Below are 19,179 nucleotides of genomic sequence, written 5' to 3' on the forward strand. Positions count from 1 at the left end.
GGTGCAGGTAGGCAAGGGTCCGGCTCAAGTCGGCTTCACGCCGGACGGTCGTCTTGTCTTGGTGTCGCTGTCGGAAGAAAACGCCGTCGCCGTGATAGACCCGGCCACGCGCCAGGTGATTCGCAAGGTTGCCGTCGGAAGGGTGCCTATCCAGCTGTACGTCACGCCGGATTCGCGCACGCTGCTGGTGGCCAACCAGGGCACGCCCAAGAAGCCTGGCAAAACCGTCAGCCTGATCGACCTGGAGAGTTTCAAGGTCGCCAAGACAGTCGTGACTGGCGCCGGTGCTCATGGCGTGGTCGTCGACCGTGACGGACGGTACGCATACGTTACCAACACCTACGCCAACTCGGTCTCCGTGCTCGACGTGAAGGACCGCAAGGTCACGAAGACCGTTCCTGTAGGCAAGGGCCCCAACGGCATCAGCGTGACGCCTTGACGGTTTGACCGTCGCGTGCATGTTAGCAATATCGAGGCCGGCATCTTCTCTGTGATCGATACTGCCAGCCGCACAGTGGTGGCCAGCCATAAAGTCGGGGCCAGACCCAATGGCATTAGCTACCAAGTGCCCGAGTGAGCAGCAAACAACCGCTGGTTTGACTTAGGTCAGTTCTGATGCTGCTTAGAGGTCTAAACTGAACATCGACATGGCTTAACAGGTCTATGGAATGCTCATGTACTGGTTCCGTCATCACCGCCGTAGTCTCATGCGCCTCACCCTCACGGCTCGCGGCGCTTTGCTACGCCGGGAATGCGGAAAAAGTGTGCGCGGTGCCGGTCTCTGCGGTCCTGGGAATGAACCTGGATTTGGTCCGGCTGCTGCCGCGGGTGGTACGGCGATGATCAGCAGCTTATTGCCGAGTTGGCTTTCCGCAATTCCACATCGCAGGGGTGCGTACCTCATCGTCGCCGCGCGACTGCTCGGCCTACGGCAGTTCGGAAAACCTTAGCGTACGATTTTTCCGAACTCTGTAGGCTCCCCAAGGAGAATCTAGTGAAGCACGACCACCTCCAGCAAAGCTCTGAGCCACCAAGCTTTTGGAACTCGCGCTACTTGATCGGGTTGATCGTTTTTGGCGCCATTGCTACGTATTTTCTGTTAAGCGAACACCGTGCCCACTTCTTTGGCGCGCTGCCGTTTCTACTGCTGCTGGCGTGCCCGCTGATGCACTTCTTCATGCACGGCCGCCATGGTCACCATCACGGAGACCCATCGGCTAAAGCCCCCCCCGGACCATCGCAGCCGCCAAAGACTGGAGATTAGTCATGCACGACACACCGGACTACGGACTGTGGACGCTCGTCATCCTCAATTCGGCCATCTTCATCATGTTCGCGTTCAGTTTCTTCAAGCCTCAGACCGCACGCGACTGGCGCACTTTCGGGGCGTTCGCAGCCTTCATAGTTGCTCTGTTCGTCGAGATGTACGGTTTCCCGCTGACCATCTACCTGATGTCGGGCTGGCTTCAGACGAAGTTTCCGAGCCTCGACCTACTGTCCCACAACACCGGCCATCTGTGGTCAACGTTACTCGGAGAGAAGGGCGATCCGCACTTCGGTGTGCTGCACATCGCCAGCTATGTCTTCCTTGGCTTCGGCTTCTATTTACTGTCTAGCGCGTGGAATGTCCTATACCACGCGCAGCAGCGCAAAGGTCTCGCCGTGTCAGGCCCGTATGCGCACATCCGCCATCCGCAGTACGTTGCGTTCGTACTTATTCTGCTGGGCTTTCTGTTCCAGTGGCCGACGTTGCTGACCTTGCTCATGTTTCCTATTTTGCTAGTGATGTATGCGCGGCTGGCTATCACAGAAGAGGCGGAGATGCGTAAGCAGTTCGGCGCGGAGTTTGAAGATTATGCGGCGAGGACGCCACGCTTTCTGCCGTCGCTGCGCAAGCGGCTATCGGCCACCTGAAGCGATGTTGCCGGAAGGCTCGCTGGCACTCCTTTAACTCCGTTTATTCCGGCGGCTATGGATCAACACCTGAATCGCGTTAGCAGGTTCAACGACGCAAGCAATCCCATTCCATCTGTTGATTGCTCGGGTCTTGTACCTCAGCAGAACGAGCCTAATGTCAGGGGAGGTACCCGTATCGGGTGCGTGTGCAGACAGCGCGTAAGCGCCTAAAAAATCTGCGTCCGTGACACCGACCAAGATCGAATCGGTGGTCACCAAGATCAGTTTTGCCCTGAAGGTCCGAACGACCGAGCTGGACGATGGAGTACTTCTATGAGCAAAAAGAAAAAATGTCAGGCGAAGTGACGCAGTCGCTCTGTCGGTTGCAGGTGGCACAGGTATTACGCCGGCCGAACTTATCGTCAGCAGGGGGCAAACCGAGGCATCGATCTCACATAATGACTATGCAGCTCAGCTTCATGTTTTGCAGATTGAGTTGGTCAAGCTACAGAGGCACTTTATCGGCTGCGGCGATAGGATTCTCGTGCTGCTGGAGGGGCGAGACGCCGCCGGTACCAAAACATGGCAAGGATATTGATGAAAGGCGCAACAGTCACAATGTTGTCCGGTTTGAAAACCTGTTTTTGGAAAAATAAAATGCGCAAATTATGGATCATCCTGGCAACGCTGGTTGCTTTAAACCTAAATGGCTGCGGCTACAACACATTCCAGAGCAACGACGAGCAAATCAAAGCGAGCTGGTCTGAGGTAGTAAACCAATACCAGCGGCGGGCGGATCTGGTACCTAATCTGGTCAATACCGTCAAAGGCTATGCTGCGCATGAAAAAGAAGTATTGATTCAAGTGACGCAAGCGCGGGCTCAGGCGACCTCCATACAAGTGACGCCAGAGGTGCTCAATGACCCGGCCGCCTTTGCCAAGTTTCAGGCTGCACAAGGCGAGCTGTCCGGAGCGTTATCCCGGTTGCTGGCAGTGAGCGAAAACTACCCGCAACTGAAAGCCGACGCCGGTTTTCGCGATTTGCAGGCGCAACTGGAAGGCACCGAAAACCGCATCGCAGTGGCACGCAACCGTTACATCAAGTCAGTGCAGGAATTCAACGTCACGGTCCGCTCGTTCCCCTCCAATCTGACGGCGATGGCATTCGGATACAAAGAGAAGCCTAATTTCACGGTCGCAAACGAAAAAGAAATCGCTAAGCCCCCCGCAGTAGATTTTGGGTCAGCGCCTGCTCTTCCCCCAAGCGGGACTCAGGGAGCAACCAAGTGACGACGGTGCGCACGACAAGCGCGGCGGCATTGTTTGTCTTAGTGCTTTGCTGGTCTTTCCTCGTGGGCGCTCAAGTCGCAGTCCCCCCCCTGACTGGCCGGGTCACTGACCAGACCGCTACGCTCTCCGCAGATCAGGCAGCAAGTCTTGAGCAAACTTTACGGTCGTTTGAAGCCAAGAAAGGCACTCAACTCGCACTTCTCATTGTCCCCAGCACCCAGCCGGAAGCGATCGAACAATATGCTTTGCGCGTTGCGGAGCAATGGAAGTTAGGCCGAAAAAAAGTGGATGACGGCGCAATCCTGGTCGTCGCTAAGACCGACCGTGCGCTTCGCATCGAAGTAGGCTACGGGCTTGAGGGCGCACTCAATGACGCCACCAGCAAGCGCATCATTAGCGAGATCATCACACCGCGCTTCAAGCAAGGAGACTTCTACGGTGGCATTGCTGCCGGGCTCGACCAGATGATCCGGGTAATTGATGGCGAACCGTTGCCTGCACCCAACGCACAAACTATCGGCGGTGTTACAGATATTCGGCAGTATGGTCCGCTCGTTTTTATTCTTGCGCTCGTAATAGGCAGTGTTCTGCGCCCCGTTTTGGGCAGATTTCCAGGCGCGCTAGTCACTGGAGGCGTTGTGGCCGTTATCGCTTGGTTGGTTGCCGGCGCACTGTTCATCGCGTTGGGCGCGGGAGTGATAGCGCTCTTGTTCACGTTGGTCGGTGGCGGTATGGGCGGATACGGTATGGGGGGGCATCGTGGAGGATTCGGTCGAGGCGGTGGTGGTGGCTTCGGCGGCGGCGGCGGGTTTGGCGGCGGCGGTGCATCAGGGAGATGGTAAAGATGAATATCAAACGCATTCTAAACCATCTTGTTATGACCCACTGGCAGGTCAAACGGGCTTTTCCCCGCGAAACGTTGATCGCGATCGAACTAGCGATCAAAGCCAGTGAGGCTGCACACGCCGGAGAAATCCGTTTCGTCGTGGAGGGCGCACTGGATAGCACACCGCTTTTCAAGGGCCAGTCCGCGCGAGAGCGCGCTATTGATGTGTTTTCGCAGCTGCGTATATGGGACACCGCTCACAATAACGGTGTGCTGATTTATCTTTTGCTGGCAGACCGGGACGTGGAGATTGTTGCCGATCGCGGGATACACGCGAAGGCAGGCTCTCAAGAATGGCAAAGTATTTGCCGCCAGATGGAAGCCGCCTTCAAACAATCCAATTACGAAGGCGGCGTAGTCAGCGGTGTTCAGGCGGTTACACAGCATCTGACGAAACACTTTCCCGTTGCCGGCGGTGAGCCGAATGAATTACCGGATAAACCAATGGTTCTCTGAGGAGCCCTCTATCGCTGGTGCCAACCAAAAAACTCAAGCACGCTCAACCGAGGAACAGAGCATGACACTCCAACTGGATCAGCATGACGCTGTAGTCGCTGTATTCGTTCATCATCAGGATGCAGAGGACGCTGTCCGCAAGCTTGCTGCCAGTGGTTTCGACATGACGCATTTCAGTATCGTCGGACAAGGTTTTCATTCCGAGGAAAAGGTTGTGGGTTTCTACAACGTCGGCGACCGAATTAAATTTTGGGGTAAGAAGGGCGCATTTTGGGGCAGCCTTTGGAGCCTGTTCTTCGGCGGAATATTTCTGACCATTCCTGTGATCGGGCCTGTCATGGTGCTTGGTCACTTGGCAGGGATCGTCGTTGCCGCTGTCGAGGGTGCAATTCTGGTCGGTGGGTTGAGCGCGCTTGGCGCTGCGCTTTTCAGCATCGGCATTCCGAAGGACAGCGTCATACAGTACGAGCAAGCCGTCAAAGCTGATGGATTTCTTGTTGTAGCCCATGGCTCCTCGGACGAGATGGCGAGATCCAAAGCGATCCTTGAGTCAAGCAATCCGGCAAGTATTGATCTGCATGAGAATGTGAAGGTCCATGCAGGAGACTAAAAGCGTATTACTGCGATGTTTGTATTCCCTATCATGAAAAGGAGTATCACCATGCTAAATCAAACGTTGAACGTAACGGGTATGACGTGTGACGGCTGCACCAGCAATGTGGCGAACGCGCTGAAAGCAATTCCCGGAGTCCATGACGTAGTAGTGTCGCTCTCGACCGGCGAGGCTGCGGTGCGCTATGACGAGCAACTGACCTCACCCGATCAACTGAAATCGGCCGTGAAAGGCGCGGGCTATGGCGTGGATATGGCTAAGGCCCCGTCCAGTCATCAATCCAAGGGCGGTTGCTGCGGCTAACTCGTCCCTATGATGCCCAGCAGTCAGACCGCAGGCATGACTCGATGGCCTGTGGCTACATGAGGGTCACCAGCGTGCGCTCAGCAGGTTTGCCCGTCGCGACTATGGCCACGCTTATGCTTAGCGTGTTCACTGTGTCGATTGGCTTTGGCATCGTGCTTCCACTTTTGCCCTACCTGATTGAGCGACTCCTGGGCGCGGGAGGTGATGCTGCGCAGGTTTCCCGGCACACGGGATTACTGACGGCTGTCTATACTCTTTCACTTTTTCTATTCGCCCCCCTGTGGGGTCGACTTTCCGATCAACGCGGCCCGCGTGGTGTACTGCTTATTGGACTCCTCGGCTTTGGCGTAACCATGTTGGTTTTCTCATTTGTTGAGAGTCTCGTCGCTGTATACGCCGAGCGTTTTCTGAGTGGCATGTTCGCCGCAGCCGTGACGCCTGTAGCTGCGGCGGTGATAGGAAACGTCAGGACGACTGAACAGGGGCGAGCCCGTCGGCTTGCGCTTGTCAGCGTGACGGGAATTAGCGGCTTCCTGCTCGGGCCGATGCTGAGCGTGTTCGTAACGCGATTTGCTGCTGCTAGCTTCAATCTCGCCTTGCCGCCCGGATCAGTCGCGATTCCGCTCGCAGCGACAGCGTTGCTTGCCATTCTTGTGGCCAGTGCAGTCGCATTTTCAGTGCCAAATGACGAAGGCCGCAGTCGGTCACCGAAAACCACTAGGGCCTCGGGCGATCAGAAAGCATGGCTAGTACCGAAACTCCTTATCCTCACTTTCATCGTTTCGGTTGGGGTCGGGGTCTTCGAGGTCGGGCTCGCACTGCGTGGTAAACAGGAACTCGGTTTGAGTCCATATCAGATTGCACTCATGTTCACCGAGTGCAGCTTGGTCATGTTTGTGATGCAGGCAATTGCATTCTCGCCCTGGTTCAAGCCGGACACGACCCGCTGGCTCATCGCACCCGCACTCTCCGTGCTGGCAGCTGGATTGCTTCTCGTACCTTGGGCATCTGATTTTATGTTGATGCTGGTCGTGATCGGTGCGGTCGCTGCCAGCGCCGGCATCCTGTCGCCGATCCTTACCTACTGGATCTCGGCCAAGGCTGGAAGCGCGCAGGGCTGGGAACTCGGCAAGCAAACGGCAGCCTCCAGTCTTGGGACAACCTTAGGATCGGCTGCGGGTGGAATCCTCTACAGCGCTGTCTTTCTCCCTGGCGCCTCTTTCGTCTTGAGCGCGGGCCTCACAGTACTAGGTTTCCTGTTAAGCCTCAGGTTGCCGCATTTACTCATGCTTCCCCATTCATGCCGTCACCCGATATCCGTACGATCGAGCAAGCAAAAGTGAAGATGAGAAAAGAATGGGAGCCTGGCTTCTCGGCGCAGAAAAATCTGCGCTGACCCCACTTACGAACTGACACCCAGTGGAATACCTAAGATGCCGGGATTCGGATGTTCGAATACGAGAGGAATAACTATGTTCGTCTTAGATGTGTCCGGCATTGGTTGCGGCAGCTGAATTAGCAAAATCACCAAAGCTATTCAGGCGTTGGATAATGAGGCAAAGGTTTTGGTGGATCGTGCTGCCGGCAAGGTCATCGTTGAAAGTAGCGAAAACCCTGAGCGAGTCCCGCGCAGCTGTGGAAACGTTGGGCTTCCCTTCCAAAATCAGCGCCTGCGGGTGCTGATCCGCTCCAGCGTTAACGCTCCCATACTCGGGCTCTCCTTGGGCTCATTTCAGATATGAGCCCAGGGCCGAGATGAGCTGATCCACGTCTTCTTGGTGCTTTCCTGGAGTAATAGCTTCAGCACCTTTCCAGCCAGCCTCGATGGTTCAATGAGCACAATGTTGTAGGGACAATGGGGCGTCCTCGGCTGACACTGAGATTACGTTTAGGGCAACCAGAGGGGCGATAACCGGGCTGCTCTATAATGAATGCGGTTATTTGTTTTTTGGCAATTACTCCCCACGAAGAGCCTTAATCAGGCCTTTAAATGAACCATTGAGTCGGGTGAACGCAGCCTCGAAATGAATTTCATTTTCCGTATACTTCGCAAGCTCGACTTGCTGATCCACGGTATTTTGGTCAAGGGACGGTTGATTTGGAGTTCTGTAAAGTAAATCACTCCCATCAATTTCGGCTGCTGATCCTTTCCCAGCAATGTGTTTTAGGTTTGTTGTTTGTAACGAAAACTGAGTAGCCGTCACTCGCTTTGACTGGTCTGCAAGCAAGGCAGGAAAGTCCAAGTCGCGGGCCTTGAAATTTGGCGTATCGGCGTTAGCGATATTATTGCTCAGCACCTCCGCTCTTTGGCTGCGATAAATTAACGCTCTTTCCGCAGAGCCAACGGCTTTTTCAAAATTAATACTCACGTCTAATCACCTTTGTGGAATTACCAGTCCCAACGCAATACGCATATCGAACACTCAATGTTAAAAATAATGCGTCCACGCCGGTAAATTTCAGACCCTGTTCAGCTGTTCAAAATCCGTCGAGCCTCCTTGAAGATGACGGCAAGATTACAAAATTGTCATATATGAATTTTAATCGGTTAAATACGGTGAAATGTTGCTTGGATGAGTGACCTTACGAATTAATCCGCCTGCTGTTCAAGAGAAAAGTGGCAACCTGACACAACTGTAATATTCACCTAAGGTTTCTGACAGGGGATGAGTCCTAAAGTTATATCGAGCCTTGAGCTCAGCCCCAAGAATCATTTTTCAATGTGAATTCAACGGGATGACCAAAATTCATTTGAGGATACCCCATGAAATCCATTAAAACCCTGTTCGTCATAGCCGCTTTGACCGTCTCTTCTCTGGCGATGGCCGAAGGCGGTGGTGACCGGACATTCGCACGTATGGAAGCCGCCAGGAAGAGCTCCATGGATGCGCACCAAGTTGCCCAAAAGCAAGGCACTCAAACCCCGGTAGCGAAGAGCAACGCCAAGGCGGCTGACCAAGCCAAATATTGAACGGCTCGATGCACTCCCAAGCTGACAGAAATGTAATCACCTCGGTGGTTAAAATGTGGCAATTTCTGAGCTCGCCTGCCGTATGAATTTTGTCATTTGCGGCGGCGGGCAAGGTTCATAGAGATTCGAGACGAACTCCTGAGAACCCCCTAACCTGTAAGCACAATGCACAGTGTGTTTCGCACGGTTTCCCTTTTTGACTGACTGGACATAAACGGCATGCATTCCAAAACCTCTAGGCGGACATTCGTTAAAGGCCTGGCCGCTGGTGGCATTCTCGGCGGTCTTGGTCTGTGGCGCACTCCTGTATGGGCAGTGACCAGCCCCGGTCTGCCGAACGTATTGACCGGCAACGAGTTTGATCTGTTTATTGGTGAAACCCCGGTAAACATTACCGGTTCGCCGCGCACAGCCATGACCATCAACGGCTCTTTACCAGGGCCACTGCTGCGCTGGCGTGAAGGAGAAACGGTTACGCTGCGGGTGAAAAACCGCCTGGACCAGGACACCTCTATCCATTGGCACGGGATCATCCTGCCGGCCAACATGGATGGTGTGCCGGGCTTGAGTTTCCATGGCATCGCACCCGATGGCATGTACGAGTACAAATTCAAGGTGCATCAGAACGGTACGTACTGGTATCACAGCCACTCGGGTTTACAGGAGCAGGCAGGCGTCTACGGTCCCATCGTGATCGACTCGAAAGAGCCTGAACCTTTTCAATACAACCGCGATTACGTAGTGATGCTGACCGACTGGACCGATGAAGATCCTGCTCGCGTCATGGCCAAGCTGAAGAAGCAGTCGGACTACTACAACCACCACAAGCGTACCGTGGGCGACTTCATCGACGATGTCAGCGAGAAAGGCTGGTCCGCGACAGTGGCGGATCGCAAGATGTGGGCCGAAATGAAGATGAACCCCACCGATCTCGCAGACGTCAGTGGGGATACTTACACGTACCTTATGAATGGCCAGGCCCCTAATAGTAACTGGACCGGTATTTTCAAGCCGGGAGAGAAGCTGCGCCTACGCTTTATTAACGGCTCGGGTATGAGCTATTTCGACGTCCGTATCCCAGGTTTGAAAATGACCGTTGTGGCCGCCGACGGCCAGCACGTCAAACCGGTCAGCGTCGACGAATTCCGCATCGCCGTGGCAGAAACTTATGACGTGATCGTCGAGCCTGCCAGCGAAGAGGCCTACACCATATTCGCCCAGTCCATGGATCGAACCGGCTATGCGCGCGGAACCTTGGCGGTACGCGAAGGGCTGAAGGCGCCGGTGCCGGCGATCGACCCGCGCCCTCTTGTGACCATGGATGATATGGGAATGGGTGACATGGCCGGGATGGACCACGGCAGCATGGCTGGCATGGATGGTATGGATGGCGGCGCTACGAAGCAAGGTGACATGTCCGGTATGGCCGGCATGGATCACAGCAAAATGACCGGCATGGGCCAGGGTGACATGTCCAATATGACCGGTATGGATCACAGCAAGATGACCGGCATGGACCATGGTGACATGTCAGGGATGGCGGGCATGGGCGGCATGGGCGGCATGGGTGGAGAGATGCAGACTCACCCAGCCTCCGAAACCAATAACCCCCTGGTTGACATGCAAGCCATGACCCCTACGCCGAAGCTCAACGATCCTGGTATTGGCTTACGCAACAATGGCCGTCGCGTGCTTACCTACTCTGACCTTAAGAGCACTTTCCAGGATCCGGATGGCCGCGAGCCCAATCGCACCATTGAGCTGCACCTGACCGGTCATATGGAAAAGTTCGCCTGGTCATTCAACGGCATCAAATTCTCTGACGCCGAACCATTGCGTCTCAAGTATGGCGAGCGTCTGCGCATCACGCTGGTGAACGACACCATGATGACTCACCCCATCCACCTCCACGGTATGTGGAGTGATCTTGAGGATGAGAACGGAAAATTCATGGTGCGCAAACACACGATCGACATGCCATCAGGAACCAAACGCAGCTATCGAGTCACCGCCGATGCGTTAGGTCGCTGGGCCTATCACTGCCACCTGCTATTCCATATGGAAATGGGCATGTTCCGTGAAGTACGGGTTGATGAGTAAAGGAGACAGGTTATGAGCACATATCTGTATCGTAAGTCGCTGATCGGTTGCGCCCTCGTCTTTGGCCTATTAGGGGGAATGCCCGTTGCACTGGCAGGAGAAAGCGGTGGTGATCATTCCCATCCAACTCCTGCATCATCAACGGACAAGCCAGAGCCAACCCAAAAATCCAAGGCCAATGAATCCAAAACCGATCACAGTTCCATGGACCATGGCTCGATGGATCACAGCAAAATGAGCGATGAGTCGATGGATCATGACCAAAAAACTAAAAAAGCGGATTGAGATCATGACCAACAAGCTTTTACGTCCGACCTTGATGGCGCTGACGGTTTCAGTCAGCACCGCTTTTGCTGGCTGGGCCAGCGCCGCTGAGGCGATGGATCCGTCGATGGCCATGCCATCGAGTTCGGACTCGCAACCTTCGGCGGTTCAAAAGCCGACGTCTGCGAAAGCAAAAGACAGCTCAATGGATCACTCCAAGATGGATCACGGTTCGATGGGAACCATGGACCATAGCAAGATGGGGGCCATGGATCACAGCAAAAAGAACATGGACCAGGGCCAAATGGACGGTATGGAGGGCATGGACCACAGCAAAATGAGTATGGATGCCGGGGCGACTACCTCCAGCCGAACGCCCATACCGGTACTGACCGACGCTGATCGTGCAGCTGCTTTTCCGCCTGTCGCAGGCCATGGAGTTCATGACAAAAGCCTCAATACGTTCTTTCTCCTCGATCAATTCGAGTATCAGGACGCTGACAACGGCAGTGCCCTGAGTTGGGATGCAACAGGCTGGATTGGTGGTGACATTGATCGGTTATGGCTGCGCTCGGAGGGGGAGCGTACCAACGGTGTGACTGAAGACGCCGAACTCCAAGCGCTGTGGGGGCACTCGATCAGTCCGTGGTGGGACGTTGTTACCGGGGTGCGTCAAGATTTTAAACCAGGCTCGCCACAGACTTGGGGCACTTTTGGTATCCAAGGGATGGCTCTCTACAACTTTGAAGCGGAAGCCACCGCGTTCATTGGTGAGAACGGGCAGACCGCGGCTCGGTTAGAGGGCGATTACGACATTCTGCTGACCAATCGCCTGATCTTGCAGCCCACCGCCGAAATGAACTTTTACGGGAAAAACGACCCTCAACGCGGCATTGGTTCTGGTTTGGCCAATACCGAAGTAGGTTTGCGGTTGCGCTACGAGATTGTCCGCGAGTTTGCCCCCTACATCGGCGTTACTTGGAGCCGTTCTTATGGCAAGACTGCCGACCTCGCCAGCGATGAAGGAGAAGATACGAGTGAGGCGCGATTTGTCGCCGGTATTCGGATGTGGTTTTGAGAACCCCTTATATGAAAAGAACAATAAAAACGTTGGCTGCTGCCGGTGTGGTTGCAGTCATCATGGGGGCCGGCGTCGTGCATTTTGGTGTGTTCAACGTTGGGGCCGATGAACCACACTCCGATCCCGTGTACGCACTGCTGTCCACTGCTCGGGATCGCTCGATTGCTGTGCGTTCACGCGATATTAAAGTCCCCGACCTGAGCGAAGAAGCACTCATCCGCGAAGGTGCTGGCAACTACAACTCAATGTGCATTGGCTGCCACCTTGCTCCGGGACTCGCTGGAACCGAGTTGAGTAAAAGCCTTTACCCAGCACCTCCGAATCTGTCGAAACTGGGGGTTGATGGAAACCCTGCCGCCGCTTTTTGGATCATCAAACATGGAATCAAATCCACAGGCATGCCTGCCTGGGGTAAAAGCATGGCTGATCCCTACATCTGGGGGATGGTCGCTTTTCTCCAGCAACTGCCTTCATTGGATGCAGAGCAATACACCGCTTTAGCGGCCAGCAGTGGTGGTCATCAACACGGTGGCGGCGAAACCAAAATGCATAACCATGAAGGTCAGCATGATGGTGAAAAAGGGGTTGTCGCTGGACATCATGATGCGAATGCACCCGAAGAGGTAGCCGAAGCAGACGATCATCATGGAGAGAAAAACAGCGCCCATGCTCATGATCAGGCCGCAGAACTTTCTGAGGATGAAAGTCCCGAACATGCCCAACCCCCGGGGGGCGAGGCTTCAAATGCTGCTCCAGCTGCTCCAGCTGCTCCAGCTGCTCCAGCGACTCCAGCCGCTCAGCCAAAAACTCATACCCATGATGATGGGAAGGATCATACCCATGCGAAATAACTTCCTTCGTCCCGGCCGGGCGCTTCGCCTCGCTACATTCGCGGCGCTGTTTATCAGTTCTGCTGGCCATGCAGCAGAATCGCTGACGATCGATGTCCATCGTGACGCTAATTGTGGATGCTGCAAGAAGTGGATTCAGCACCTTGAAGCTAACGGCTTCACCGTCGTTGATCATGTAGAAACCAACATGAGCGCGATCAAGCAGGACCTGGGTGTTGTTCCGCGTCTCTCGTCATGCCACACCGCGGTGATCAACGGAAAGTTTGTTGAAGGCCACGTACCTGCTGAGCAAATAGTTGCTTTGAGCAATCGCGATGACCTTATCGGGATTGCTGTGCCGGGCATGCCGGCAGGCTCGCCTGGTATGGAGGTCGCGGGGAAGCGGGATGCTTATCAAGTCATCGGCCTGAGTAAAGCAGGTGCTGACCAAGTGATTGCCGAGTACCCGGCAAACTAATTTTCAACCTTTCCTTAATTCTTGCATGGTCACTGCCCGTGATCATGCAAGCGAAGTGTGCTCTTACTACGATGTGCTATCAGCAGTATGAGTGCTACCGCAGAAAAAACTGCTCCGGCATAAAACGTCATTGCTGAACCATAAGTTTGCCAAAGTAACCCCGCAATCCCACTTGCCAGCAACATGGACACTCCGCTCACCAGGTTGAAAATCCCGAAAGCGGTTCCTTTCAATTCTGCCGGTATCGTGTCAGCGACAAGGGCAGCCAATAGCCCCTGACTGAATCCCATATGAAGTCCCCATAGGGCGACGCCGAGTATCAACATTGAGACGGACTCAGCGCTGGCTAGAACCAGATCGGACAAGGTCAGCAATATCAACCCGACCCCGAGGAGACTTGTGCGGTTGACACGATCAGAGAGCTTCCCCACAGGGTAGGCCGAAAGCGTGTAGAACAAGGCCATCACCACCATCCCTATCGGCACCCAGGTGGCAGACAGTCCTGCCTGCTGAGCGCGCAAGACCAGGAAAGCCTCGCTAAAACGTGCCAGGGTAAACAATGCGCCGGCTATCACCACCCACCAGTAAGCCGGCGAAAAGCTGTAGAGCAGTTGTAGCTGAGCAATTGCATTCATCTGCACACTCAATTGCATCGGATCTGAACACCCATTTGCATTCCTACTGAACAGCAGTTGCATCACTTGCACACCTGATGAGCGTGCAACTGTTAGCGCTGGAAAGCCCGGTACCCACTCAGCCCAAGAGCCAAGGCTGGTCGGCCACAGCGAGTGGACAGGTTCGGCTTCCGTCACGCTGATCGGCGTCACACGCACAGCACGCACCACAGTCAGCGAAATGACGCATTACTCGTCGATCAGTCCGGCTGAAGGGGACTGCAACCCGCTTTGATATATACCGCTGACTGGTGAGGAGAGCCTTGCTTGATATCATCCGCAGAAGCGTATAGCTGGACACTGACCATGCAGTCGTTTATGCGCTGCAGAAGGATGTCCTTCAGGAGTCCTTGGCTGTTGGTTGGACAGGTGCTGCCCTCTTTTACCACCAGGGATGCTCGCTTCTCGTCGCGGCTGATCAGACTGCCAATCTCCGCCGTGCAATCGCCCCATTGCAGCCTGTCGGAGGAAAGCCGAAATGCCGGTAGCACCAAAGCATCCCTACGATTATTGCGCCACTCACCTATAAACCATGTCCCTTCAATCGTCTTATCCATACCGGACGGACGCTTGGTTTGTGTCTCGCCTTGATCACAGGCGGCCAATAGAACAGCTGTAAGCACCACAAAAGACAGTGCAGGTATGTCGAAAAACTTGCTCATGGCGTGCCTCCGACATGTGCTGGTTCAGGCTCTGCCAACTCCCCCGCGTGCGCAGCGCGCAGAGGTTCACTTCGTCCTGTCTGACGGCTTCATATCGCCTCGGCATGCCTGGGTAAGGCGATAGAAATTAGGGCGGCCAGTAACACGAAGGCCGTAGAAACCCACAAGCAGGCCTCCAATCCGTAACCCTGATAAATCCAGCCGGACAGCACGGTGCCGAGCAGTCGGCCCAGGGCGTTGGACATGTAGTAGAAACCCACGTCCAGCGACACCCCGTCTTCTTTGGCATACGAGACGATGAGATAGCTGTGCAGAGAAGAGTTCACCGCGAACAACGCGCCGAACACCATCAACCCACCCAGCAGTACAACGTGAGGTGCCCAACCAGCCGAGAGACCGAGGGCGATTGCCGCAGGCAGCCCTGCCAGAAATGCCGCCCAAACGAAAGCAGCTTGCCCATCCGGGACGTGGCCGTGCTTCTTTCCGGTAATGTTCGGGGCCAACGACTGGACGATGCCGTAGCCGATGACCCAGGCCGCCAAGAAGCCGCCAACCATCCAGAAGTCCCAGCCAAAAACCGTGCTCAGGTAGACCGGCAACGCCACCACGAACCACACATCGCGGGCACCAAAGAGGAACATTCGCGCCGCCGAGAGGATATTGATCGCCCGGCTCTTGGAGAGAATGTCGCGAAACTTCGGTTTGGCCTTGGCTTTGCCCAGATGTTTCTTCAGCAGGAACAGGCTGGCTATCCATATCAGCGCCAGAGTCGCGGCCATCGCCAGCACGGCAACCGTAAAGCCCAGCAATGCCAGCAGCGCACCTCCCAGGAAGAAACCCACGCCTTTGAGCGCGTTCTTCGAGCCGGTGAGAATTGCCACCCACTGGTAAAGGGTGCCTTGCTGGTTGTCGGGCACGAGCAGCTTGATGGAGCTCTTCGCGCTCATCTTGTTGAGGTCTTTGGCAATACCCGACAGCGCCTGGGCCCCCATCACCCAAGGGATGGTCAGCCAGGCAGCGGGCACAGTCAGCATCAACAAGGCTGCCACCTGCAAGCCCAAACCAATGTTCATGGTGCGATTCAGGCCTAGACGGGCACCCAGGTAACCGCCCACTAGATTGGTAATGACACCGAAGATTTCGTAGAACAGAAACAGGAACGCAATCTGCAACGGGCTGTAGCCCAACGCATGGAAGTGCAACACCACCAACATGCGTAGCGCACCGTCGGTGAGGGTAAAGGCCCAGTAATTGCCGGTCACCAGCAGGTACTGACGCACTTGCGGGGAAAGGGCTGACAACGCGTTCATGATCTCTCCCTGTTAATCGGCCAAACCGACCAGTTTCGCCAGCTCAACAGCGCGGTTGGCGTAACCCCATTCGTTGTCGTACCAGGCATAGATCTTCACTTGAGTGCCATTGATCACCATTGTCGACAGCGCATCGATGATCGATGAGCGCGGGTCGGTGCGGTAGTCGATGGACACCAGTGGGCGTACTTCATAGCCGAGGATATTTTTCAGCGGGCCTTCTGCTGCTGCCTTGAGCAACGCATTAACTTCATCCACCGAGGTGGCGCGCTCCACTTCGAACACACAATCGGTGAGCGAGGCGTTGACCAGCGGTACGCGCACCGCGTGACCATTCAGGCGGCCACGCAGTTCGGGGAAGATTTCCGCAATGGCGGTGGCCGAGCCGGTGCTGGTCGGGATGAGGCTCATGCCCGAGGCGCGGGCACGGCGCAGATCCTTATGCGGTTGATCGAGGATGCTCTGGGTGTTGGTCAGGTCGTGAATCGTGGTGATCGAACCGTGACGGATGCCCAGGTTCTCGTGGATCACTTTGACCACTGGTGCCAGACAGTTGGTGGTGCAGGAGGCAGCAGTCACAATACGGTGCTGCGCCGGGTCGAACAGGTGTTGGTTAACGCCCATCACCACGTTCAAGGCGCCTTGCTCCTTGACCGGCGCACAGACCACCACACGCTTAACGCCCTGATCCAGGTAGGCCTGCAACACCGCCACAGTCTTCATCTTGCCGCTGGCCTCGATCACCAGATCGCAACCCGACCAGTCGGTGTCGGCAATCGCTTTGTTCGCGGTGACCTTGATGCGCTTGCCGCCAATTACTACATGATCGCCTTCTGCGCTGGCTTCATTGTGCCAACGACCATGCACTGAGTCGAAGTTGATCAGGTGCGCATGGGTTACTGCATCACCTGCCGGGTCGTTGATTTGCACGAACTCGAACTCTGGCCAGCCCCAGGCCGCACGCAGGGCGAGACGACCGATGCGACCGAAACCGTTGATACCTACTTTGATGCTCATGCTGTTGTTCTCTTGGGACTGCTGTCTGGGGGCAATTACGACTTGGCGATGTCGAATTGACTGATGTAGTTGATATGCGCAGGGTGCTGAATCGCACGCGGACGTAGCGCTTGTACTTCGCTTACCGCCTCGCGGAACGGCACTGCGCATTCGATCAGCAGTTGCGCTGCAATCAATCCGGTACGGCCCGAGCCGCCCTTGCAGTGAATGGCAATATTCTTGCCTTCGGTGAGCAGTTGCTTGATCCGCTCACGATTGGCCTCCCAGGCAACCTGGAACGACTCAACAGGTGCTTGGTCGTCTTCCACGGGCAGGTGAAACCACTCGATGCCGTGCTGTTGGCATTGCTCTGGCAGATTCTCGACTTCGTTCTGGCTCAACTCTTCGGTGGGCATTAGCGTCAGCAAGGCCGAAGCACCTGCTGCCTTCAGAGTGTCCAGCGCCTCAGCGACCGACGCGTCTTTGGTGCCTGGGCAAGGCGTGAAGATCAGTTGGCCTTGCACAGCTGTCGTGGTTAGCACGGAGTACGGATGTTGGTGCACGATCAGGCGTCCTTCAGATAGAGCGTTGATTAACGCGTTTGGAGAGCTCTTCCGCCGATTCCTTACGTTCGGAATAGCGGTCGACCAGATAGTCCTGCCGCTCACGCAGCAGCAAAGTGAATTTCACCAGCTCTTCCATCACGTCCACGACACGGTCATAGAATGCGGAGGGCTTCATCCGCCCGGCTTCATCGAACTCCAGGTAGGCCTTCGGCACCGAGGACTGGTTGGGAATGGTGAACATCCGCATCCAGCGACCGAGCACACGCAGCTGGTTGACCACGTTGAAGGATTGCGAGCCACCACAGACCTGCATCACCGCCAGCGTCTTACCCTGGGTTGGGCGCACCGCGCCCATGGTCAACGGAATCCAGTCGATCTGCGCTTTGAACACCGCGCTCATCGAGCCGTGGCGCTCCGGGGAGCACCAGACCTGACCTTCTGACCAGAGCACCAGTTCGCGTAGCTCTTGGACTTTTGGATGGCTGTCCGGCACGTCATCTGGCAACGGCAGCTCAGATGGGTTGAAGATGCGTGTTTCTGCGCCGAAGTGCTGCAACAGGCGCGCAGCTTCTTCAGTTAGCAGGCGGCTGAACGAACGCTCGCGAGTCGAGCCGTAGAGCAGCAGGATGCGCGGCTTGTGGGTGGCCGACAACGTACTGCCGAGCTTATCGAGTGTCGGTAGATCGACCAGTTCGGCATCGAGGTTGGGGATCATTTCTTCAGTCATAAATTTACTCCTGAGCGAGGGCGCCCTTCGGATGATCGAACCAGCGGCGCTTGAGCCAGAGGGCTACGCCAACCAGGGAGATCAGCACCGGCACTTCCACCAGCGGGCCAATCACCGTGGCGAAGGCCACCGGTGAGGCGAGGCCGAAAGTCGCGATGGCCACGGCTATGGCCAGCTCGAAGTTGTTGCTGGCAGCGGTAAAAGCCAGTGCGGTGGTGCGTGGATAGTCAGCGTGGAGCAGCTTGCCCATCCAAAAGCTGATGAAGAACATCACCACGAAGTAGATGGTCAGCGGGATAGCGATGCGCAGCACATCCAGCGGCAGCTGCAACACCATGTCGCCCTTGAGGCTGAACATCGCGATGATGGTCAGCAGCAGCGCGGCCAAGGTCAGCGGGCTGATGCGCGGAATGAAACGTTGGCTGTACCAGGTCTCGCCTTTGCGGCTGATGAGGATCTTACGCGTAAGGAAACCAGCCAGGAATGGGATGCCGAGGTAGATCAGCACGGACTCGGCGATGTTGACAAAGTTGGTGTCAATCACGCTGGCCTGCAGGCCGAACAATGGCGGTAGCAGACCGAGGAAGATCCATGCATACACACTGAAGAACAGGATCTGGAAGATGCTGTTGAAAGCCACCAACCCGGCAACGTATTGATTGTTGCCGCCCGCGATCTGATTCCACACCAGCACCATGGCGATGCAGCGCGCCAGACCGATAAGGATCAGTCCGGTCATGTACTCCGGCTTGTCGGCGAGAAACACGATGGCCAGCACGAACATCAGCACGGGGCCAATCACCCAGTTCTGGATCAGCGACAGCGCGAGAATACGCTTGTCCTTGAACACCTCGTGAAGCTCTTCGTATTTCACCTTGGCCAGCGGCGGATACATCATCACGATCAGGCCGATGGCAATCGGGATATTGGTCGAACCCACCGACAGGCTGTTGAGCCAGGCCGGCAGTCCCTCGAACAGACCGCCCAAGCTGACACCAATCGCCATGGCGAGAAAGATCCAGACCGTCAGATAGCGATCCAAAAAAGAAAGACGGCTTTTACTCATAGTCATG

24 protein-coding genes and 2 pseudogenes are annotated in these 19,179 nt (G+C 55.6%); 18 read left to right on the plus strand and 8 right to left on the minus strand.

All coding sequences use genetic code 11. From position 1 onward, the window contains the following. From DU29_RS0107505 to DU29_RS1000000133175, 12 genes and pseudogenes are all read left to right on the plus strand, one after another. Positions 1 to 439: YVTN family beta-propeller repeat protein (locus tag DU29_RS0107505; RefSeq protein ID WP_028621189.1), on the plus strand; the 439-nt coding region annotated here is incomplete at its 5' end. A gap of 15 nt (positions 440 to 454) precedes the next feature. Then, positions 455 to 577, plus strand: coding sequence for a hypothetical protein (locus DU29_RS1000000133680; protein ID WP_152635524.1), 123 nt, complete (start codon positions 455 to 457; stop codon positions 575 to 577). A gap of 417 nt (positions 578 to 994) precedes the next feature. Further along, positions 995 to 1,264, plus strand: coding sequence for a DUF2933 domain-containing protein (locus DU29_RS0107510; protein WP_028621190.1), 270 nt, complete (start codon positions 995 to 997; stop codon positions 1,262 to 1,264). A 2-nt stretch (positions 1,265 to 1,266) separates the two neighbouring features. Beyond that, positions 1,267 to 1,914: a methyltransferase family protein gene (locus DU29_RS0107515; RefSeq protein ID WP_028621191.1), complete on the plus strand. Its 648-nt coding sequence runs from the start codon at positions 1,267 to 1,269 to the stop codon at positions 1,912 to 1,914. Between the two features lie 430 nt (positions 1,915 to 2,344). Beyond that, positions 2,345 to 2,494, plus strand: coding sequence for a hypothetical protein (locus DU29_RS1000000133170; protein WP_268871173.1), 150 nt, complete (start codon positions 2,345 to 2,347; stop codon positions 2,492 to 2,494). A 59-nt stretch (positions 2,495 to 2,553) separates the two neighbouring features. After that, positions 2,554 to 3,186, plus strand: coding sequence for a LemA family protein (locus DU29_RS0107520; RefSeq protein ID WP_028621192.1), 633 nt, complete (start codon positions 2,554 to 2,556; stop codon positions 3,184 to 3,186). Continuing rightward, positions 3,183 to 4,028: a TPM domain-containing protein gene (locus tag DU29_RS0107525; RefSeq protein WP_028621193.1), complete on the plus strand. Its 846-nt coding sequence runs from the start codon at positions 3,183 to 3,185 to the stop codon at positions 4,026 to 4,028. The genes DU29_RS0107520 and DU29_RS0107525 overlap by 4 nt, the downstream gene beginning before the upstream one ends. A 2-nt stretch (positions 4,029 to 4,030) precedes the next feature. Further along, positions 4,031 to 4,528, plus strand: a complete 498-nt coding sequence (locus DU29_RS0107530) for a TPM domain-containing protein (RefSeq protein ID WP_028621194.1) — start codon at positions 4,031 to 4,033, stop codon at positions 4,526 to 4,528. Between the two features lie 61 nt (positions 4,529 to 4,589). Next, the gene (locus DU29_RS0107535) at positions 4,590 to 5,138 is read left to right on the plus strand and encodes a general stress protein (RefSeq protein ID WP_033050340.1); all 549 of its coding nucleotides are present in this window, start codon (positions 4,590 to 4,592) and stop codon (positions 5,136 to 5,138) included. A gap of 51 nt (positions 5,139 to 5,189) precedes the next feature. Then, positions 5,190 to 5,444 carry a heavy-metal-associated domain-containing protein gene (locus DU29_RS0107540; protein WP_033050342.1) on the plus strand — a complete coding sequence of 85 codons (255 nt, stop codon included), beginning with the start codon at positions 5,190 to 5,192 and terminating at the stop codon, positions 5,442 to 5,444. A 116-nt stretch (positions 5,445 to 5,560) separates the two neighbouring features. After that, positions 5,561 to 6,790, plus strand: coding sequence for an MFS transporter (locus tag DU29_RS0107545; protein ID WP_236645581.1), 1,230 nt, complete (start codon positions 5,561 to 5,563; stop codon positions 6,788 to 6,790). Positions 6,791 to 6,961: 171 nt separating this feature from the next. Then, positions 6,962 to 7,130 (plus strand): annotated as a pseudogene (locus DU29_RS1000000133175) (cation transporter). 272 nt (positions 7,131 to 7,402) lie between these two features. Here DU29_RS1000000133175 and flgB read toward each other — a convergent pair. After that, entirely contained in the window at positions 7,403 to 7,816 is a 414-nt protein-coding gene (flgB, locus tag DU29_RS0107550; protein WP_028621198.1) for a flagellar basal body rod protein FlgB, read from the minus strand. A 395-nt stretch (positions 7,817 to 8,211) separates the two neighbouring features. On the opposite strand from flgB, the gene DU29_RS0107555 reads away from it, so the two are divergent. From DU29_RS0107555 to DU29_RS0107575, 6 genes are all read left to right on the plus strand, one after another. Continuing rightward, a complete protein-coding gene (locus tag DU29_RS0107555; protein ID WP_028621199.1) occupies positions 8,212 to 8,418 on the plus strand; it encodes a co-regulatory protein PtrA N-terminal domain-containing protein in 207 nt (68 codons plus the stop codon). Between the two features lie 219 nt (positions 8,419 to 8,637). Then, positions 8,638 to 10,518 (plus strand): copper resistance system multicopper oxidase, encoded by a 1,881-nt coding sequence (locus DU29_RS0107560; RefSeq protein ID WP_028621200.1) that lies wholly within the window; start codon positions 8,638 to 8,640, stop codon positions 10,516 to 10,518. Positions 10,519 to 10,530: 12 nt separating this feature from the next. After that, the gene (locus DU29_RS1000000132210) at positions 10,531 to 10,803 is read left to right on the plus strand and encodes a hypothetical protein (protein WP_152635525.1); all 273 of its coding nucleotides are present in this window, start codon (positions 10,531 to 10,533) and stop codon (positions 10,801 to 10,803) included. Beyond that, positions 10,775 to 11,860 carry a copper resistance protein B gene (locus DU29_RS0107565; protein ID WP_028621201.1) on the plus strand — a complete coding sequence of 362 codons (1,086 nt, stop codon included), beginning with the start codon at positions 10,775 to 10,777 and terminating at the stop codon, positions 11,858 to 11,860. The genes DU29_RS1000000132210 and DU29_RS0107565 overlap by 29 nt, the downstream gene beginning before the upstream one ends. Positions 11,861 to 11,871: 11 nt before the next feature. Then, complete coding sequence (locus DU29_RS1000000131225; protein WP_081832448.1) at positions 11,872 to 12,714, plus strand: c-type cytochrome; 843 nt, start codon at positions 11,872 to 11,874, stop codon at positions 12,712 to 12,714. Then, complete coding sequence (locus DU29_RS0107575; protein ID WP_028621202.1) at positions 12,704 to 13,171, plus strand: DUF411 domain-containing protein; 468 nt, start codon at positions 12,704 to 12,706, stop codon at positions 13,169 to 13,171. Before DU29_RS1000000131225 ends, DU29_RS0107575 begins: the two co-directional genes overlap by 11 nt. A gap of 29 nt (positions 13,172 to 13,200) precedes the next feature. Here the strand turns inward: DU29_RS0107575 and DU29_RS01000000129580 are convergent. The 7 genes and pseudogenes from DU29_RS01000000129580 to arsB form a co-directional block, all read right to left on the minus strand. Next, positions 13,201 to 13,785: pseudogene (locus tag DU29_RS01000000129580) on the minus strand (MFS transporter); the annotation flags it as partial. Between the two features lie 260 nt (positions 13,786 to 14,045). Beyond that, positions 14,046 to 14,507 carry a hypothetical protein gene (locus DU29_RS0107585; RefSeq protein ID WP_028621203.1) on the minus strand — a complete coding sequence of 154 codons (462 nt, stop codon included), beginning with the start codon at positions 14,505 to 14,507 and terminating at the stop codon, positions 14,046 to 14,048. An 89-nt stretch (positions 14,508 to 14,596) separates the two neighbouring features. Continuing rightward, the gene (gene arsJ / locus DU29_RS0107590; protein ID WP_028621204.1) at positions 14,597 to 15,817 is read right to left on the minus strand and encodes an organoarsenical effux MFS transporter ArsJ; all 1,221 of its coding nucleotides are present in this window, start codon (positions 15,815 to 15,817) and stop codon (positions 14,597 to 14,599) included. A 12-nt stretch (positions 15,818 to 15,829) separates the two neighbouring features. Next, positions 15,830 to 16,834, minus strand: coding sequence for an ArsJ-associated glyceraldehyde-3-phosphate dehydrogenase (locus DU29_RS0107595; protein ID WP_028621205.1), 1,005 nt, complete (start codon positions 16,832 to 16,834; stop codon positions 15,830 to 15,832). Between the two features lie 35 nt (positions 16,835 to 16,869). Beyond that, complete coding sequence (locus tag DU29_RS0107600) at positions 16,870 to 17,376, minus strand: cyclin-dependent kinase inhibitor 3 family protein (protein WP_033050344.1); 507 nt, start codon at positions 17,374 to 17,376, stop codon at positions 16,870 to 16,872. Between the two features lie 13 nt (positions 17,377 to 17,389). Then, the gene (gene arsH / locus DU29_RS0107605; protein ID WP_028621207.1) at positions 17,390 to 18,106 is read right to left on the minus strand and encodes an arsenical resistance protein ArsH; all 717 of its coding nucleotides are present in this window, start codon (positions 18,104 to 18,106) and stop codon (positions 17,390 to 17,392) included. A 4-nt stretch (positions 18,107 to 18,110) separates the two neighbouring features. Further along, positions 18,111 to 19,172, minus strand: coding sequence for an ACR3 family arsenite efflux transporter (arsB, locus tag DU29_RS0107610; protein ID WP_028621208.1), 1,062 nt, complete (start codon positions 19,170 to 19,172; stop codon positions 18,111 to 18,113). Between the last annotated feature and the right edge of the window lie 7 nt (positions 19,173 to 19,179).

This window comes from Pseudomonas sp. Ant30-3, from assembly GCF_000690905.1.
Classification (GTDB): domain Bacteria; phylum Pseudomonadota; class Gammaproteobacteria; order Pseudomonadales; family Pseudomonadaceae; genus Aquipseudomonas.

Excerpts from the sequence above, each read along its gene's own strand:
- DU29_RS0107520 (WP_028621192.1), top strand. The coding sequence starts at position 2,554 with ATGCGCAAATTATGGATCATCCTGGCAACGCTGGTTGCTTTAAACCTA.
- DU29_RS1000000132210 (WP_152635525.1), top strand. The coding sequence starts at position 10,531 with ATGAGCACATATCTGTATCGTAAGTCGCTGATCGGTTGCGCCCTCGTC.
- DU29_RS0107555 (WP_028621199.1), top strand. The coding sequence starts at position 8,212 with ATGAAATCCATTAAAACCCTGTTCGTCATAGCCGCTTTGACCGTCTCT.
- DU29_RS0107515 (WP_028621191.1), top strand. The coding sequence starts at position 1,267 with ATGCACGACACACCGGACTACGGACTGTGGACGCTCGTCATCCTCAAT.
- DU29_RS0107585 (WP_028621203.1), bottom strand. The coding sequence starts at position 14,507 with ATGAGCAAGTTTTTCGACATACCTGCACTGTCTTTTGTGGTGCTTACA.
- DU29_RS0107560 (WP_028621200.1), top strand. The coding sequence starts at position 8,638 with ATGCATTCCAAAACCTCTAGGCGGACATTCGTTAAAGGCCTGGCCGCT.
- DU29_RS0107575 (WP_028621202.1), top strand. The coding sequence starts at position 12,704 with ATGCGAAATAACTTCCTTCGTCCCGGCCGGGCGCTTCGCCTCGCTACA.
- DU29_RS1000000131225 (WP_081832448.1), top strand. The coding sequence starts at position 11,872 with ATGAAAAGAACAATAAAAACGTTGGCTGCTGCCGGTGTGGTTGCAGTC.
- DU29_RS0107565 (WP_028621201.1), top strand. The coding sequence starts at position 10,775 with ATGACCAAAAAACTAAAAAAGCGGATTGAGATCATGACCAACAAGCTT.
- DU29_RS0107545 (WP_236645581.1), top strand. The coding sequence starts at position 5,561 with ATGCTTAGCGTGTTCACTGTGTCGATTGGCTTTGGCATCGTGCTTCCA.
- arsB (WP_028621208.1), bottom strand. The coding sequence starts at position 19,172 with ATGAGTAAAAGCCGTCTTTCTTTTTTGGATCGCTATCTGACGGTCTGG.
- DU29_RS0107535 (WP_033050340.1), top strand. The coding sequence starts at position 4,590 with ATGACACTCCAACTGGATCAGCATGACGCTGTAGTCGCTGTATTCGTT.
- DU29_RS0107530 (WP_028621194.1), top strand. The coding sequence starts at position 4,031 with ATGAATATCAAACGCATTCTAAACCATCTTGTTATGACCCACTGGCAG.
- arsJ (WP_028621204.1), bottom strand. The coding sequence starts at position 15,817 with ATGAACGCGTTGTCAGCCCTTTCCCCGCAAGTGCGTCAGTACCTGCTG.
- arsH (WP_028621207.1), bottom strand. The coding sequence starts at position 18,106 with ATGACTGAAGAAATGATCCCCAACCTCGATGCCGAACTGGTCGATCTA.
- DU29_RS0107595 (WP_028621205.1), bottom strand. The coding sequence starts at position 16,834 with ATGAGCATCAAAGTAGGTATCAACGGTTTCGGTCGCATCGGTCGTCTC.
- DU29_RS0107540 (WP_033050342.1), top strand. The coding sequence starts at position 5,190 with ATGCTAAATCAAACGTTGAACGTAACGGGTATGACGTGTGACGGCTGC.